Here is a 15,525-nt window from a genome sequence, read left to right on the forward strand (position 1 = left end):
CTCCTTTTATGATAGAACTTACCTACCAAGCATAGGCTTTAGGGGCTTCACCGCCGGGTCCAGGGAATATTTCATCTAGTCGTTTAAGCACAGCTTCATCTAGTACAATCTCAAGACTGCGCAGCGCACTCTCGAATTGCTCCAGTGTGCGGGGGCCGATAATAGGAGCTGTTACAGCAGGATTAGCCAGTAGCCAAGCAAGAGCGACATTATCCTGTGGTTCTCCTAGCTCCATACATAAGCTGGAAAAAGCCTCAAGCTGGCTCTTGTGCTGCTCTACACGATCTGCATTTCCGCCACTTCGGCTGCCCTCTATTTTTTTGAGTGCATTTCTTCCGAGAAGACCTCCATCGAGTGGACTCCAAGGAATAATACCTAGCCCCAGATGGCGAGCGGCTGGCAAAACTTCAAGCTCAGGAAGCCGACAGGTCAGACTGTATTTATGCTGCTCTGAGACTAGTCCAAGAAAACCACGAGCCTTAGCTTCTTGTTGAGCTACGGCGATATCCCAGCCTGCGAAGTTACTGGAACCGACATAACCAATCTTGCCTTGATTCACAGCCAGCTCGAAAGCTCCCCAGAGCTCTTCCCAGGACGTACTGCGGTCTATATGATGCATCTGGTACAATTCAATATGATCGGTCTGAAGACGCTGCAGGGACCCTTCAAGATGGCGGCGAATGATATATGAGGATAATCCTTCTTCATCATTAGGACCATCAAGCTTATCATTCATGGCTCCATAAACTTTGGTGGCTAGTACAACCTTTTCCCGCCGCCCGCCGCCTTGTTTAAACCAGCGTCCGATAATGGTTTCAGTCAGGCCAGAATTTTCGCCCCAGCCGTAAATGTTAGCGGTATCAAAAAAATTAACACCTGCATCCAGTGCAGCGTCCATGATGCGGAAGGCTTCTTTTTCATCCGTCTGTGGGCCAAAATTCATCGTTCCCAGACATAGGCGACTGACCTTCATGCCGGATTTGCCAAGCTTTGTATAATGCACTTCGCATTCACTCCTTTGATAGATGACTTCATAGTAATTGTAAACATCTTCAGAACTAAGAGCAAATATGCTCAGCATTCACGGTGGTGGTCTGATTCTCACTGTTTATAGGCTATACCTATCAGCTCAATAGAATCTATATCTTTGTCCTTTACGACTGGGTATGATACAACAATATAAAGAAGAACTATGTCTGTTAGAGCAGAAAACTTGAGGAGTGACTGAGATGAGTGAAGTTAAAAAAATCGCCGTTATCGCAGGGGACGGTATTGGACCAGAAGTTGTAGCAGAAGCGGAAAAAGTATTGAAAGTAACAGAAGAAGTATTCGGTTATGCCTTTGAAACAGAGCATGCATTATTTGGCGGTATCGCTATAGACGAGAAGGGCACTCCGCTGCCGGAAGATACACTTGAAATCTGTCGTAGCGCAGATGCTGTGTTATTGGGTGCTGTTGGTGGACCGAAATGGGATAATAATCCAAAGGAACTTCGTCCTGAAACCGGACTGCTCGGAATTCGCAAAGCACTGGGGTTGTTCTCCAACCTGCGTCCAGCTGTCGTATTTGACTGTCTTAAGGATGCTTCGACTTTGAAGCCTGAAGTCCTGGAAGGCACAGATCTTATGGTAGTTCGCGAACTGACTGGCGGGATTTATTTCGGAGATAAATTGCGCCGTCAAGGAGAACATGGTGAAGAAGCTGTGGACACCTGTGTATATAACGTAATGGAAGTAGAACGAATTGTCCGCCAAGCTTTTGAAATTGCCGGCAAGCGCCGCAATAAACTGGCGAGTGTTGATAAAGCGAATGTACTTGAAACTTCACGTTTGTGGCGTGAGGTTGTGAATAAGATCGCTCCAGAATATCCGGAGGTAGAGGTAGAGCATGTACTGGTTGATAACTGCGCAATGCAGTTGCTGCGCCGTCCATCTAGCTTTGACGTTATCGTTACTGAGAACATGTTTGGTGATATCCTGAGCGACGAGGCTGCTATGCTGACAGGTTCTATCGGTATGCTTGCTTCGGCTTCGATGGGTGACGGCAACTATGGTCTCTACGAGCCCGTTCACGGCTCTGCTCCTGATATTGCCGGACAAGGGCTTGCGAACCCGATCGCAACAATCTTGTCGCTGGCCCTTATGTTCCGCTTAACCTTTGGTTATGAGGATGCTGCTGCTGCAATCGAAGCTGCAGTTGCTGCAGTATTGGATGCAGGGCACCGTACAAGTGATATCGCCGTGGATAAGAGCAAAGCGATCAGTACAACTGAAATGGGCGACCTGATTGTTGCAGCAATCCGCACAGCTTAATTATTAGTTTATAATGATTACAAATAAATAATTGATCTAATCTTGACTTTGATTTTGTGCGATGATACCATTTGTTTAGTAGACAAGATATTATCGATTTCTGCAAATTTCAATATATTTCAGTATATTGAGAGATACAAATGGTACTTTTTCTTACATAATCAGAGGGAGGATTCTAGCAATGGCGGAACGTTTAGTAGGTAGACCGGCTCCCGATTTTACTATGGAAACCGTATCAGGTGATGGTAAGGATTTTGGTAAAGTAAGCTTGTCTGATTATCGTGGCAAATGGCTTGTATTCTTCTTCTATCCGCTTGATTTCACATTTGTATGTCCAACTGAAATCACAGCTCTGAGTGACGCAGCAGCACAGTTTGAAGCACTTGATACAGTGATTCTCGGCGCAAGCATCGATTCGATCCACAGCCACAAAGCTTGGATCAATACCCCTAAGGATTCTAATGGCCTGGGTCGTTTGAATTTCCCGCTTGCAGCTGATATTACGAAACAAGTCTCTAAAGACTATGGCATTCTGATTGAAGAAGAAGGTATCGCATTGCGTGGTTTGTTCATAATCGATCCTGAAGGCGAATTGAAATATCAAGTCGTTAACCACAATGATGTAGGCCGCAGCGTGGAAGAAACACTTCGTGTTCTGCAAGCCTTGCAATCTGGTGGTTTATGCCCAATGAACTGGAAGCCGGGAGATAAGAATCTGTAAATTTTAGACCGTTATCATAGTGATCCTTGATATTCTGATTTCTACCTCCTTGCAGAAAATTTTCTGTAAGGGGGTTTTTTGCTCCAAAAGATCTTGTATATCTAAATAGATTTGAAAATAGGCGCGAAAAGTTATATTATGTCCTCGAGTGGAGGAATCTCCATTGGGGTAATGTAATACAATAATAAACAATCAAAGGGTTATTTCTAAGGAGGGCGAACAAATATGAGCTTTTGCTGTGGAGCGAGTATGGTAGGAACAAAGGGGACCCTAAAACATTATCGCACGCAAGTCCATAATGTTCCCCTGCTTTTTTGTCCGGTATGTCATCGTGTGGAGGTTCACTACAAGGTCGAGAATGAATATGAGATCTTAGCGGAATATGCACATGGAGATGGTGTTACCGACGTGGACTTTCAGGACTATGTCATGGAAGACGAAACTGCAATATTCGAGAACGTCATTAACGTCGAGAGTGAAGATCCTCTAGCCGTTGTACGCAATCAAATCGATATGGCGCTTGACCTGCTAGCTGTAGCCAAACAGATTGAGGATACCAAGTGGGAACGGGAATTGAAAAAAAGGTTAGCTGTGATGAGTCAGCGCCGTCTACGCCTGCAACAAAAGGCATAAGTTTATTACTAATTTTTTGGGCATGCCCCATTTTTCCATGTAAGCCTCCGCAATCGCGGGGGCTTTTTAGCTTTTTATAATCCTTTTTAGTTTTTCGTGATCCTTTTTAGATTTTTTTAAATCATTTAGGCGAATAAATAGCGATAAATATAATTTGATGTGATGTTTCATATGTCTTTGGAATCATTTTATGAATTTTTTTACCATTCGACAGTTTCTCCGATTGCGTTGTCTAGTTCTCTTGGATATGATTGGAATATAATTGAACCGGTTGGAAAAAGTGCAACGATTACCGAATGTTCTGGCGGCTTCGTCATACACTCAAATACATAGTAATTTGATGTCGCTTAAGCGTCTTCGTCAAATGCAGTAAAAGGGGGAACTTCGTATCGTGATTAGCCAATATCAAGAAAGTCTTCTATTACCGGGAAGAACCTATCAAACTGGACCTGTGGATACTACATACGAGGATGTTCTAGAGAATATTGACAGCGGAATCATGCTTTTTGATGAAGAGGGAGTTATAAGTTTTGTAAATAAGCAAATGTACGGGATGCTTGAGCTTACCCGTCACTCTCTTGTGGGCTGCACATTTTCCCATCTGCTGTCTAATGTTCGACTGAGCCGTTCCAAGAAAAAACAAGTACTGCAGAGCTACAGAGAGATGGTATACAAAGGAAAATCAAATTATGAGTTTCTAGACGAGTATGGCCGTTACTGGAAGGTTACTTTATGCTGCGGAGAGCAAATGAAAGGCTGTTATTTGTTCACTGTCAAGGAAATCTCGGATTATAAGTTAATCGAACAAACGGCTTACCAGAACGATAGCTTGGCTATGCTAGGCAAATTATCCGCATCTATTGCCCATGAAATCCGCAATCCGTTGACCGCGATCCGGGGATTTATTCAACTGCTTCATCCATACTTGCATCAACTGGGGAAAGAGGAATATGCCAAGATTATATTGGCCGAGATCGATCGTGCGAACGATATTATCCATGAATTTCTGTCCTCCTCTAAGCCGTCAGTTCCGCAGGTGGGGATGATACCCGTGTCCGCATTGCTCAAGGAGGTTGTTCTCCTTACAGAGAGCGAAGCTTTAATGAAGGGCTGCCAGATCAATCTTCATCCTCTTCAAGAGGACATGGTGATTTCTGGCGATGTCAAACAGATGAAGCAAGTTGTGCTTAATATGATTAGAAATGCAATGGAGGCTGTAGCGGATCGAGAAGATGATTCGATGGGGAAAATCGAGGTTGGTGCCCGCAGAGAAGGCTCTGAGGTCCGTATGTTCATATCTGACAACGGTAAAGGAATGGATATTCGTACACTGGACAGGTTATTTAATCCTTTCTTTACTACCAAAGAGAATGGTACAGGATTGGGTCTTTCCGTAAGTGACCGCATCATCAAAAATCATGGCGGATGCATTTCTGTTAGCAGCAGAGTCAACGAGGGTACTCATTTTGTGATCTCTTTGCCATTAATCCATTAGAATAAGTAATAAGAGGCTGATCCCTGCGGATAATACAGATGCGGAGATCAGCCTTTGCTTATGTTACAATGGGTGTTGGTTTGGGGAAACAAATGGAGGGAATCACAATGAATATAGATTACAACAGTGGTGTTGCCAACAATGTGCAGGGTGATGCCCTTATCCTTATTATTTCTGAGTCTGAGGTCGAAAATGGAGGCTTTTCCGAGGGCTGGGATGACAGAATTCGCCTATTGGGAAAGGCAGGTTTATTTAAAGGCAAGCTTAATCAGACTTATGTACTACCTGCTGAGAATTCATCTGGTTGTCCTGTTGTTATTTTGGTTGGCAGGGGGGACCAACTTCTCACGACTGAGGATCTAAGGCAAATGGGGGCTCAGACAGTTCGTGCAGCACTTCGTTTGAAGGCGCTCAAGCTGATATTTGAAGTGCCGGACAAATTACAGGAGCTTACCGTAGAGAAGGATGTGACTTCTATTGCTTATGCGCTGACGGAGGGGCTAATGCTTGGTTCCTATCGTCGGGCTACCTATAAGCAGGTGCAGTCTTTTTATACAGGCCCAACAGCAGTTGTTTTCACTATAAAAGAGAAATTAGAGGGTACTGCCGGGCGGGATTGGACTCAAGGCATTCAGAAGGGGCTAGCTTTCGGTGAGGCCACGAATTTGGCGCGGAGCTTGACCAACATGCCTGGTAATCTATTGACCCCCTCAGACCTTGCTGTGGCCGCTATAGAGATTGCTGAGCGATATGGCTTTCCTTCTGAGGTGCTGGACGAACGGGAAATTGAGCAAAAAGGAATGGGCGGATTACTCGCCGTCGGAAAAGGAAGTGTAAACCCTCCACGAATGATCGTCATCCGTTATCAGGGGACAGGGAATTGGGATAATGTAGTGGGGCTTGTAGGGAAGGGAGTTACCTTTGACACCGGCGGGATCTCCTTAAAAAGAGCATCAGGTATGGAAGAGCTGATTAGTGATATGGGAGGGGCAGCGGCTGTACTCGGAGTAATGGAGGCGCTTGGCCGCTTACGTCCACGAATGAATGTCGTTATGGTTATTCCTTCTGCGGAGAATATGCCATCGGCCAATGCTTTTAAGCCTGGAGATGTTATTACCTCCATGAGCGGACGAACGATAGAAGTGTTGAATACCGACGCTGAAGGCAGAATTGTCCTAGGAGATGCGCTGACTTATGCTCGGGAATGGGGAGCGAAACGTATTATCGATGTAGCTACGCTGACAGGCGCTGTGTTGTCCACTTTGGGAGATATAGCAACAGGTGCTGTGACTAATGATGAAGCGTTTCTGGAGCGATTTCTGACCGCTTCAAGCTATTCAGGGGAAAAGGTCTGGCAGCTTCCGGCATACCCGGAATTTCGTGAAATGCTAAAGAGCGAGGTTGCCGATATCCGTAACACTGCTGGAAGATATGGTGGAGCTACTACAGGCGGATTATTTGTAGGTGAGTTTGCTGAGGGCTTGCCATGGATTCATCTAGATATTGCTGGCACTGCATATGTATCTAAAGAACGTGGAGTTAATCCTAAGGGAGCAACAGGTGTCATGGTTCGTTCTATCATTCAGTGGCTGCTGAGCGAAAGCGAGATCTAAACATCCGGGGAGCTGTCCGTTCTAAACAACAAGGGGTGTTCCCTAAACCAGACTCTGGTTTAGGGAACACCCCTTTATTGAAATCCAAGAGCAGAAGCTTAAACAGTACCACTGGATTTTTTGGCCTTCGATTGGGAAGTGTAGGATTGAATGCCGTTCATAATTTTATCGCGAGTTCCCTTATTCTTCAGTAAATATACTGCTCCCAATGCGACTGTTGTAAATAATGTCTTTTTGGTATTCATAGGAATTACCTCCTTGGTATTGTCTGTAGTTGCTTATAACAAACATACCCGTTAGTTAAGGAGGCTAAACGATAAATCTCTATTTATTGCTCGTTTTACAAGCTTACTTCTTGTTGTTAACCGGTGTTGAACAACAAGAAAGAGGGGAATCCATCGATGCTGCCGAGCAGCTTTTTCCTTTATCACAGCCTGCACAAGCGCCCTGCTTCCCCTTTTGCACATGTCGATAGATGGTCCAGCCAGAATAACCGAAAATTAAGGCGACAATCACAACATTTATCATAATGGTACCCCACTTTCATCATGAGAATCTTATAATTTACAAGTCTACGACCATCCTAATAACCGTCCGCCTTGAAAAATAATTAAAGATACGATATACGCCAGAACGAGAGAATACCCCATGGAGAAGAAGGTCCATTTCCAAGATGCTGTTTCTTTTTTGATCACCCCTACAGTAGCCAAACAAGGAATATATAGCAGGATAAAGGCCATAAAGCTGATCGAACTCAATGGTGTGAAGACTTGAGAAATTTGATTTTCTAAACCAGCAGCATCTGGTGCATGATAGATGATATTCATGGTAGAGACTACGACCTCTTTTGCCAAAAAGCCCGGAACCAATGTAGAGCCAGCCTGCCATGTTCCGAAACCAAGCGGTGCCAGTAGCGGTGCGATCATACCTCCAAACTTAGCCAGGAAGCTGTGATCCATGTCCACATCAAACCCGCCAGGACCTGCATAAGACATAAACCAAATAATTGCTGAGCCTGCAAGAATAATAGTTCCAGCTTTTCGCAGGAAACCTTTGCCCTTTTCCCAAGTGCTGCGCGATAAGGTCTTGATCTGCGGCATACGATAAGGTGGAAGCTCGATCATGAAAACTGAGGATTCATTTTTGAATAAATATTTAGAGAATACCTTACAAAGAATCAGCGCAAACACAATACCCATCACATACATGGACAGAACTGCTACGGCCTCTTGCGCCGGGAAAAATACTGCTGCGAATAAAGCGTAAACAGGCAGTCTCGCAGAACAGGACATCAGTGGCATTAGCAAGGTGGTCAGCATTCGGTCTTTGGGCTGTTCGATGCTGCGCGCCGCCATTATGGCAGGTACATTGCAGCCGAAGCCAATGATGAATGGAATAAATGCTTTTCCGTTTAGTCCCATACGTTCCATCGTGCTGTCCATTAATAAGCAAACCCGAGCCATGTATCCTGAATCCTCCAAGAAGGAAATGATCAGGAAGAGAATGAAGATTTGCGGGACAAAGACGAGGACGCCCCCTACACCGCTAATTAATCCATCGACGATCAGGGCATGCGTGAAGCTGGATGCTCCAAGCGTCTGTAGCAGGGAATTGGCTCCATCACTAATCGGTCCGGAGATCAGGCCATCGAGGAGATCTGATAGAGGTCCGCCAACCCAGTCAAATGTGGTCTTAAAGAGAGCATACATAAAGAAGATAAATAAGGGCAGTCCTAGAAAACGATGCGTCAATATGGAATCTAATCTTTCTGTTAAGTTATGAGGCTTCTGCGTTGTTGTATCAAGTACAACCTCACAAATGAAGTGGATATAATCCATCCGCTGTGAGCGAATCCATTGGGGGAGCGTCAGGGCCAGCTTTTTGATCTGTAGCTCACTCTGACAGGATTCACAGATGTTTAGTAGGCGAGAGGTGTCCATACGTGTCTTTAGAAAATGAAGAATAACCGGATTCTGCTCCATAAGCTGTAGAGCAATCCAGCGGTGATTGGGTAAGTCCTTGATAGGAAGTAATTCCTTTTCTATAGAAGATATCGCATGCTCTACAATCTCACCATAGTTCAACTTGAACTTTACAGCGGGAATCGCAGAGGATTTCTCTAAAATACTGAGGACTTGTGCGCAGCCTTTTCCCGTTCTTGCAACAAGCGGGAGGACAGTTATACCCAGTCGTGATTGTAAGACTTCATGATTGATGCGAATTCCACGTGCATTGGCGACGTCAATCATATTCAGTCCGAGTAAGGTAGGTTTGCCATACTCAAGTAATTGAAGCGTGAGCAGCAGATTTCGTTCCAGCTGTGAAGCATCCACGATATTAATTAAGGCTTCAGGAGATTCTTCTATTAAATACTGGGCAGCAACTCCCTCATCACGTGAGAGTGGGTGCAAGGAATAGATGCCCGGCAAATCAATGAGCTTGCCAGCGCCGTTCTTCAGGCTGCCGATCTTCTTTTCTACCGTTACCCCTGACCAGTTACCAACATATTCGTATGAGGAGGTCAATGTATTGAAGAGAGAGGTTTTACCTGTATTGGGGTTACCTACAAGTGCTATTGAACTCAAGACACGTTCACCTCAATCAATGAAGCTTCCTTCCGGCGGATGGCGAACAGTTGTCCATTGCATTCCAAGGTAATAGGTCCTAAAAAAGGTCCTTTTCCTTTCAGGCGAATGCTCACACCCTCGGACACTCCAAGATCAGCCAGACGACGACGCAGGATGGGGTTGATTCCTTCTATTTTATGAATATATCCGGTCGAACCCGGTTGTAGTCGCAGTAATGAGCAAGAGGTAGAAGCCATTTTTATCCCTCCAAAAGAGACTGATAATCAATCTCAATGATTTTCTTGTAATGTAGCATTTTTAGGGCTTATTTACTGTGATCATTGTCGCTGACACGATGTGGTAATAGCATTAAAGAGAAGAAGATGAAATTCCTTTACATTTTATTCTTCATTAAAGTATGATTATACGATATAAATTGCATAGTAAAGCTATATTCGCGGTTATAATGATTGCAATAGTTGAAGGGAGATAATTATGAAGACTAATCAATGTAAGATTGTTGACTGCACCATCCGAGATGGGGGCCTAGTGAACAACTGGGATTTTAGTGTGGAATTTGTACAAAACTTATATGCCGGCTTGAATGAAGCTGGTGTTGATTATATGGAAATCGGTTATAAAAATTCACCAAAATTGCTCAAAGGAGCAGAGGGTGCCGGACCATGGCGTTTTCTGGACGATGATTTCCTGCGTAAAGTGATTCCGCAAAAAGGTCACACCAAGCTATCTGCTTTGGTTGATATCGGCCGCGTGGATGAGAATGATATTTTGCCTCGCAGCGAAAGTATGCTGGATTTGATTCGTGTGGCATGCTACAGCAAAGATGTAGAGAAAGCCTTGCAATTGGTACAAACTTTCCATGATCTAGGCTATGAGACAACGATCAACATTATGGCTTTGTCTAATGTTATGGAGAATGAATTGTTGGAAGCTTTTGAAATGATCCGTGAGAGCGTTGTTGATGTGGTATATATTGTAGATTCATACGGCAGCTTGGATCACAATGACATGAATTATCTGGTTGAGAAGTTCAAGACACATCTGCCAAACAAACGTCTAGGCGTACATACTCACAATAATCTTCAGTTGGCGTTCTCCAACACGTTGATTGCTGCTGAGAATGGTGTAGAGTTACTGGATGCTTCTTGTTATGGAATGGGACGAGCTGCAGGAAATTGCCCTACAGAGCTGTTAGTAACTCATTTGAAGAATACACGTTACTCCTTGCGCCCTGTGCTTGATATTATTGAACGCCTGATGATTCCTTTGCGTGAGAAAGAGGAGTGGGGCTATATCATTCCTTATATGATCACAGGTACACTTGATGAGCATCCACGTTCAGCAATGGCACTTCGTGCATCTGCAGACAAGGATAAATCCGTTGATTTTTTTGATAAGCTTACAACACCAGAAGTAACCTTTGGTGACAAATAAACTTGAGTTTCTTAGAAGCACTGAACCCTTTCGTAGGGGGAAGTGCTTTTTTGGTTGCCTGCTAGCAGAAAATGGTTTATATTTATGCAAGATTTATGAATATATAACTTATAAACGCGCCTTCCTTTTGAATGCCCATAAAAGAAATGTAACTTAAAAGTCCTATCCCGCCGATATTTATACATAGGACATAACTATACTTGAATGTTAATTAATAGATATTATTTTCAGACGCGAGGGACTTATGAGACAAGAAGAGAAAAAGACAATTCAAGCAGCTGCTGTAGGCGCCTTGCTGTTCCTTTTAATTCAAATTTTCCATACATCGCTTAACCGATTGGACGATTGGGATATTATTTCTTCTCTCTATCTCATTGTCGGCTGCTGTAATGTTGCTTTTGGATTTGCAATATTTGCACAGGGCTGGTTATTCTTCTCTAGCAGATTATCTAAAGGAAGATTATATGCCGCTGCTCTTTTTGGTGGAATATGTATTCTTGATTTCTTGCATACATTGGGTTTTGTCGGCGTCCCGTTGATTTCATCATTCATAACTTTTGAAGAATCGTTGTGGCTGCGAACCCTCTCACGACTAATCAGCGGTTTAGGAATGTTGTTTATTTTTAGCAGGGAAGATAAGCCCGTGTCTGTCTCTGAAAAAAGAAAATTGTTTAGAATAGCCTTCATGTTGATTGTGCTTTCCATTGTTTTGTTTATTTTCAGCCACTCGGCATTGCCTCAGTTATTAACTAAGCCTTGGATGAATCCATTGAAGCAGATTGCTGATTTAGCAGTTCTTTTTGTTTACTTGGCAGGTGTTGCGGTTATTGTATTTCCTGAAAAAAATGAAAAGTCAGCCTCACTGCTTATTATTATTCGAGCACTTATCTTTTTCTCTTTGGGCCAAGCCTTTTTTATGAGTCCATTCAGTAGTGGCAATATAGATGATCTTTTTGGAATGGTGTGTAGCGGAGTTGCTTACTACTTGCTGCTTACTGGAGTATATCGTCTGACGATTGAAGAACCTTTTTACGAAAAGCAGTTGGCTGAGGAGCGGATCAATTATTTAGCCTATCATGATGATTTAACGGGACTTCCCAATAGACGTCGTCTGACGCAGCGTGTAGAAGAGATGATTATTGCTGGAGAGAAGAAAACGAGCGATAAATTCTCAGCGTTAGCTATTATGAATATTAATCATTTCAAGAATATTAATGACTCCCTGGGCCATTTTGCCGGAGACCATTTATTGAAGCTGGTGTCTGAGCGGCTTGTGAATGAGGCCAAATCTACTGAAGAGCTTTATAGTATGGGGGCGGATGAGTTCGCTTTTCTTATGATGGAGAGAGCAAGTCTTGGAGAATGTTTGGTACGAGCTACGGAGCTGCATCGATTGTTTGAGGTACCTATTGCCTTAGAGTCGGGGGAGTACCATATTTCGCTTAGTATGGGGTTAAGTATTTATCCCGGTGACGGTGAAACTGCGGAACATCTAATTCAGAATGCTGATACGGCTGTACATAATGCCAAGGAACAGGGAGTGGAGATTCGCCGGTATATCCCAGCTATGCAGATGAAAGCAAAGGAACGTCTAAAGCTGGAAAATGACCTCCGCAGAGCGCTTGAACGCAATGAATTCTTTCTGGTGTATCAGCCAAAGGTTTTGCTGGAGACGGAAGAGATCGTAGGAATGGAAGCTCTGCTCCGCTGGAATCATCCGAAACGTGGTCTGGTCTCTCCTGCGGAATTTATCCCGTTAGCTGAGGAGAGTGGACTCATTGTTCCGATTGGGGAATGGGTACTTAAAACAGCTTGTCTGCAGAATAAAAAATGGCAGCTGGCCGGCTATGTGCCGATTTGCGTCTCCATCAACCTATCTATGCGGCAATTCCTTCAGCCTAATCTAGCAGGGAGGATTCATACCATCTTAACCGACATTGGATTAGATCCGTGTTATGTCGACCTTGAGATTACTGAGAGTATGACCTTGGATAAAGAAACAGCCTTTGATCAGCTGAAACGTCTGAAAGAGCTTGGTGTCTTCATCAGTATTGATGATTTTGGTACAGGCTACAGCTCCCTGCATTATCTAAAGAACATGCCAATCGACAGATTGAAAATAGACAGGTCGTTCGTATCAGAGGTTATGGAGGACAGCAACAATGCTGCTATAGTCTCTACAATCACTTCTATGGCGCATCATTTGAAGCTGAAGGTTACGGCTGAGGGTGTTGAGAACAAGGAGCAGCTGCAGTTTTTGCGTGAACAGCATTGTCATGAAGCTCAAGGATTTCTGTTCAGCAAACCTATTCAACCAGCAGAGTTTGAGGCGATATTTTTAAAAAAGGCACCCCTCGGCGCTTCCCTGTAAACTAAAAAAATGTTGATTTTTACTTGTAGAGATGATACAATAACTCTTGTATTCACTTTCTAGTGCGGGTGTAGTTCAATGGTAGAACTTCAGCCTTCCAAGCTGATAGCGTGGGTTCGATTCCCATCACCCGCTCCATAATTCAAACTTCCAAATCCTTGCGATGCAAGGGTTTTTTTATATCCCATCAGCCTATTAATGGTTGGTGGGATTTTTTTGTTTATACTATTTGCCTAATGGAAAAACTTTAATATAGCGTACTTTTAAGAAAAGGTTGTGAAACTTTTGAATGGTGCAAAGATTGCGTTCCTATCTGTACTTAGCAATACATTTATCGTTTCTTTAAAGCTTATGGTCGGAGTACTTACAGGTTCAGTAGCAATTATCTCGGAAGCGATCCACTCCTCCTTAGATTTAGTTGCTTCGTTGATTGCTTTTTTCTCGGTCCGATGGTCGAGTCGCTCTGCGGATAAAGCTCATCCTTATGGTCATGGCAAAGTGGAGAATATCTCAGGGACGATTGAAACGTTGCTTATTTTTGTTGCTGGAGATATTACATGAAGGATAATAATTGTGATTAAGCACAGAGTTTCTCTGCTATTTCAATATTTTGTATTAAGTGATATGGTGATTATATCTCTTTTATATTCATTCTATATGGGGGACGGATAATGATCGCTTATTTAAGACCTTTAATAATAAGTAGCTCAGTTAAAAGCCTGATTTTTCTTTTAATAATAATGGTGATAGCAATGGTATGGTGGTTTTATAAATGGACTAAGCAATGATGCTCTTTTGTTTGGCCGCATACTAAAAAGCCAGGCTCCCAATTTAGGGAACCTGGCTTTAATTGTTTGTAGGGAGCTTATACAGTCTTTAGGAACTCAACAATGGTGAGTAATCCCTTGTCGAAGTTCTCCAGGTTGAAATGCTCATCCGGTGCATGCAGGTTCTCATCATCGAGACCAAAGCCCATCAGAACGACAGGTGCTTCCAGTACACGGGAGAAGCTCTCCATGATCGGAATGGAGCCGCCGTCTTTGGTGAAGAGGGCACGGGTTCCATATACTTTGCCATATGCGTCTGCTGCAGTTTGCAGAATAGGATTCGACGGATCGATGTTAAAGGCACGTGCCTTCTCCATTTGCTTAACATGCACTTTCGCTCCGGTCTGAATATTAGCCTTCAGATGTGCTTCAACGGCATCGAGGATATGCTGTGGATCCTGATCGCCAACTAGGCGGCAGGTAATCTTCGCATGTGCTTCTTTAGGGATAACCGTCTTACTGCCTTCCCCTTGGAAACCGCCGTATACGCCGTTAAGCTCAAGCGTAGGACGAGCGCCAATCCGTTCTACAAAGGAATAACCTTCTTCCCCGTATAACGATTCCAATCCAAGACCTTCGCGGATTTTATCTTCATTCACACCTTGCTTCACGAATTCTTCCCGCAGCATTGGGGAAAGTTCAGGAACACCATCATAGAATCCGTCTACAGATACACGTCCTTTGTCGTCATGAAGCGAGCTTAGCAAAGATACTAGGGCATGCAGTGCATTCGGAACACCGCCGCCGTAAGAACCGGAGTGCAGGTCTGTCAAAGCGGTAGTTACATCAACTTCAAGGGAAGCTAGTCCACGTAGCCCAGTGCAGATGGCAGGACGACCGCGTTCCAATAGGGATGTATCGGAGACTAACACCGCATCCGCAGCGAGCTTTTCTTTATTGGCCTCAAGGAACGGAGGCAGATTCACACTGCCGATTTCTTCTTCACCTTCGATGCAAAGCTTGAGATTCACAGGAAGAGTACCTTCTTGTTTCAGGATCGCCTCAATGGCTTTGAGGTGAACGAATACTTGTCCTTTGTCATCTGTTGCTCCGCGTGCATAAAGCTTGCCATCACGAATCTCTGGTTCAAATGGAGGTGTGGTCCATAGGTTTAATGGATCTACTGGTTGTACATCGTAGTGACCATACACGAGAATGGTTGGTTTGCCTGGAGCATGAAGATAATCGGCATATATAACGGGATGTCCCGCTGTCGGATGCAACTCAATGTTCTCAAGTCCGGCTTTTTTCAGGGTGTCTGTCAGCCAATGGGCTGCCTTCAGTACATCGTCCTTATGTTCAGATAAGGCAGAAATACTTGGAATTCTGAGCCATTGTTTTAGTTCTTCGAGATGTTCATCCCGGTGGGTTGAAAAATAAGTTTCGTATGACATAGTGAGTATGTACCTCCTTAAGTTTTGCTGCGCAAAACCGGCTTTGTAAGCGCCTGGGCATAAGCTTATTGGCCATGCGTGACCGTCTTGTTTAGCATTCTATAGGAACCATTATACTGGAGAACTCACTATGGATC

General features: G+C 43.9%; 13 protein-coding genes, 1 tRNA gene and 1 pseudogene. 9 read left to right on the top strand and 6 right to left on the bottom strand.

Features of this window, described 5'->3' with window-relative positions; genetic code table 11:
- Positions 1–22 precede the first annotated feature (22 nt).
- A complete protein-coding gene (locus MHI32_RS06685; RefSeq protein WP_339189970.1) occupies positions 23–1,003 on the bottom strand; it encodes an aldo/keto reductase in 981 nt (326 codons plus the stop codon).
- Positions 1,004–1,229: 226 nt separating this feature from the next.
- Between MHI32_RS06685 and leuB the strand changes: the two genes are divergently transcribed.
- From leuB to MHI32_RS06710, 5 genes are all read left to right on the top strand, one after another.
- Positions 1,230–2,312 carry a 3-isopropylmalate dehydrogenase gene (leuB, locus tag MHI32_RS06690; RefSeq protein ID WP_076185413.1) on the top strand — a complete coding sequence of 361 codons (1,083 nt, stop codon included), beginning with the start codon at positions 1,230–1,232 and terminating at the stop codon, positions 2,310–2,312.
- A 181-nt stretch (positions 2,313–2,493) separates the two neighbouring features.
- Positions 2,494–3,033: a peroxiredoxin gene (locus MHI32_RS06695; protein ID WP_340012059.1), complete on the top strand. Its 540-nt coding sequence runs from the start codon at positions 2,494–2,496 to the stop codon at positions 3,031–3,033.
- Positions 3,034–3,258: 225 nt separating this feature from the next.
- The gene (locus MHI32_RS06700; protein ID WP_036680100.1) at positions 3,259–3,666 is read left to right on the top strand and encodes a hypothetical protein; all 408 of its coding nucleotides are present in this window, start codon (positions 3,259–3,261) and stop codon (positions 3,664–3,666) included.
- A 391-nt stretch (positions 3,667–4,057) separates the two neighbouring features.
- A complete protein-coding gene (locus tag MHI32_RS06705) occupies positions 4,058–5,161 on the top strand; it encodes an ATP-binding protein (RefSeq protein WP_036680098.1) in 1,104 nt (367 codons plus the stop codon).
- 107 nt (positions 5,162–5,268) lie between these two features.
- Entirely contained in the window at positions 5,269–6,774 is a 1,506-nt protein-coding gene (locus tag MHI32_RS06710) for a leucyl aminopeptidase (protein WP_340012060.1), read from the top strand.
- Between the two features lie 98 nt (positions 6,775–6,872).
- Here the strand turns inward: MHI32_RS06710 and MHI32_RS06715 are convergent, their stop codons facing one another.
- The 4 genes from MHI32_RS06715 to MHI32_RS06730 form a co-directional block, all read right to left on the bottom strand.
- On the bottom strand, positions 6,873–7,019 hold the full coding sequence (locus tag MHI32_RS06715; RefSeq protein WP_172628785.1) for a hypothetical protein: 147 nt from the start codon (positions 7,017–7,019) through the stop codon (positions 6,873–6,875).
- Positions 7,020–7,122: 103 nt separating this feature from the next.
- Entirely contained in the window at positions 7,123–7,302 is a 180-nt protein-coding gene (locus tag MHI32_RS06720; protein ID WP_038569228.1) for a FeoB-associated Cys-rich membrane protein, read from the bottom strand.
- Positions 7,303–7,346: 44 nt separating this feature from the next.
- Positions 7,347–9,359, bottom strand: coding sequence for a ferrous iron transport protein B (feoB, locus tag MHI32_RS06725; RefSeq protein ID WP_076185412.1), 2,013 nt, complete (start codon positions 9,357–9,359; stop codon positions 7,347–7,349).
- On the bottom strand, positions 9,356–9,598 hold the full coding sequence (locus tag MHI32_RS06730) for a FeoA family protein (RefSeq protein ID WP_036680093.1): 243 nt from the start codon (positions 9,596–9,598) through the stop codon (positions 9,356–9,358). The genes feoB and MHI32_RS06730 overlap by 4 nt, the downstream gene beginning before the upstream one ends.
- A gap of 238 nt (positions 9,599–9,836) precedes the next feature.
- Between MHI32_RS06730 and MHI32_RS06735 the strand changes: the two genes are divergently transcribed.
- The 4 genes and pseudogenes from MHI32_RS06735 to MHI32_RS06750 form a co-directional block, all read left to right on the top strand.
- Complete coding sequence (locus MHI32_RS06735) at positions 9,837–10,796, top strand: aldolase catalytic domain-containing protein (protein ID WP_170914180.1); 960 nt, start codon at positions 9,837–9,839, stop codon at positions 10,794–10,796.
- Positions 10,797–11,040: 244 nt separating this feature from the next.
- A complete protein-coding gene (locus tag MHI32_RS06740; RefSeq protein WP_076185411.1) occupies positions 11,041–13,167 on the top strand; it encodes an EAL domain-containing protein in 2,127 nt (708 codons plus the stop codon).
- A 64-nt stretch (positions 13,168–13,231) separates the two neighbouring features.
- Positions 13,232–13,305, top strand: a tRNA-Gly gene (locus tag MHI32_RS06745).
- A gap of 147 nt (positions 13,306–13,452) precedes the next feature.
- Positions 13,453–13,716, top strand: a pseudogene (locus MHI32_RS06750) (cation diffusion facilitator family transporter); the annotation flags it as partial.
- A gap of 316 nt (positions 13,717–14,032) precedes the next feature.
- Here the strand turns inward: MHI32_RS06750 and MHI32_RS06755 are convergent.
- Positions 14,033–15,388, bottom strand: coding sequence for a dipeptidase (locus MHI32_RS06755; protein WP_036680069.1), 1,356 nt, complete (start codon positions 15,386–15,388; stop codon positions 14,033–14,035).
- Positions 15,389–15,525: the final 137 nt, after the last annotated feature.

The organism is Paenibacillus sp. FSL H7-0690 (genome assembly GCF_037980415.1).
Lineage (GTDB): Bacteria > Bacillota > Bacilli > Paenibacillales > Paenibacillaceae > Paenibacillus_AQ > Paenibacillus_AQ odorifer.

What these genes read in the sequence shown, in the direction of transcription:
- leuB (WP_076185413.1), top strand. Translation starts at nt 1,230, where the DNA reads ATGAGTGAAGTTAAAAAAATCGCCGTTATCGCAGGGGACGGTATTGGA.
- MHI32_RS06695 (WP_340012059.1), top strand. Translation starts at nt 2,494, where the DNA reads ATGGCGGAACGTTTAGTAGGTAGACCGGCTCCCGATTTTACTATGGAA.
- MHI32_RS06700 (WP_036680100.1), top strand. Translation starts at nt 3,259, where the DNA reads ATGAGCTTTTGCTGTGGAGCGAGTATGGTAGGAACAAAGGGGACCCTA.
- MHI32_RS06710 (WP_340012060.1), top strand. Translation starts at nt 5,269, where the DNA reads ATGAATATAGATTACAACAGTGGTGTTGCCAACAATGTGCAGGGTGAT.
- MHI32_RS06715 (WP_172628785.1), bottom strand. Translation starts at nt 7,019, where the DNA reads ATGAATACCAAAAAGACATTATTTACAACAGTCGCATTGGGAGCAGTA.
- MHI32_RS06720 (WP_038569228.1), bottom strand. Translation starts at nt 7,302, where the DNA reads ATGATAAATGTTGTGATTGTCGCCTTAATTTTCGGTTATTCTGGCTGG.
- MHI32_RS06730 (WP_036680093.1), bottom strand. Translation starts at nt 9,598, where the DNA reads ATGGCTTCTACCTCTTGCTCATTACTGCGACTACAACCGGGTTCGACC.
- MHI32_RS06735 (WP_170914180.1), top strand. Translation starts at nt 9,837, where the DNA reads ATGAAGACTAATCAATGTAAGATTGTTGACTGCACCATCCGAGATGGG.
- MHI32_RS06740 (WP_076185411.1), top strand. Translation starts at nt 11,041, where the DNA reads ATGAGACAAGAAGAGAAAAAGACAATTCAAGCAGCTGCTGTAGGCGCC.
- MHI32_RS06755 (WP_036680069.1), bottom strand. Translation starts at nt 15,388, where the DNA reads ATGTCATACGAAACTTATTTTTCAACCCACCGGGATGAACATCTCGAA.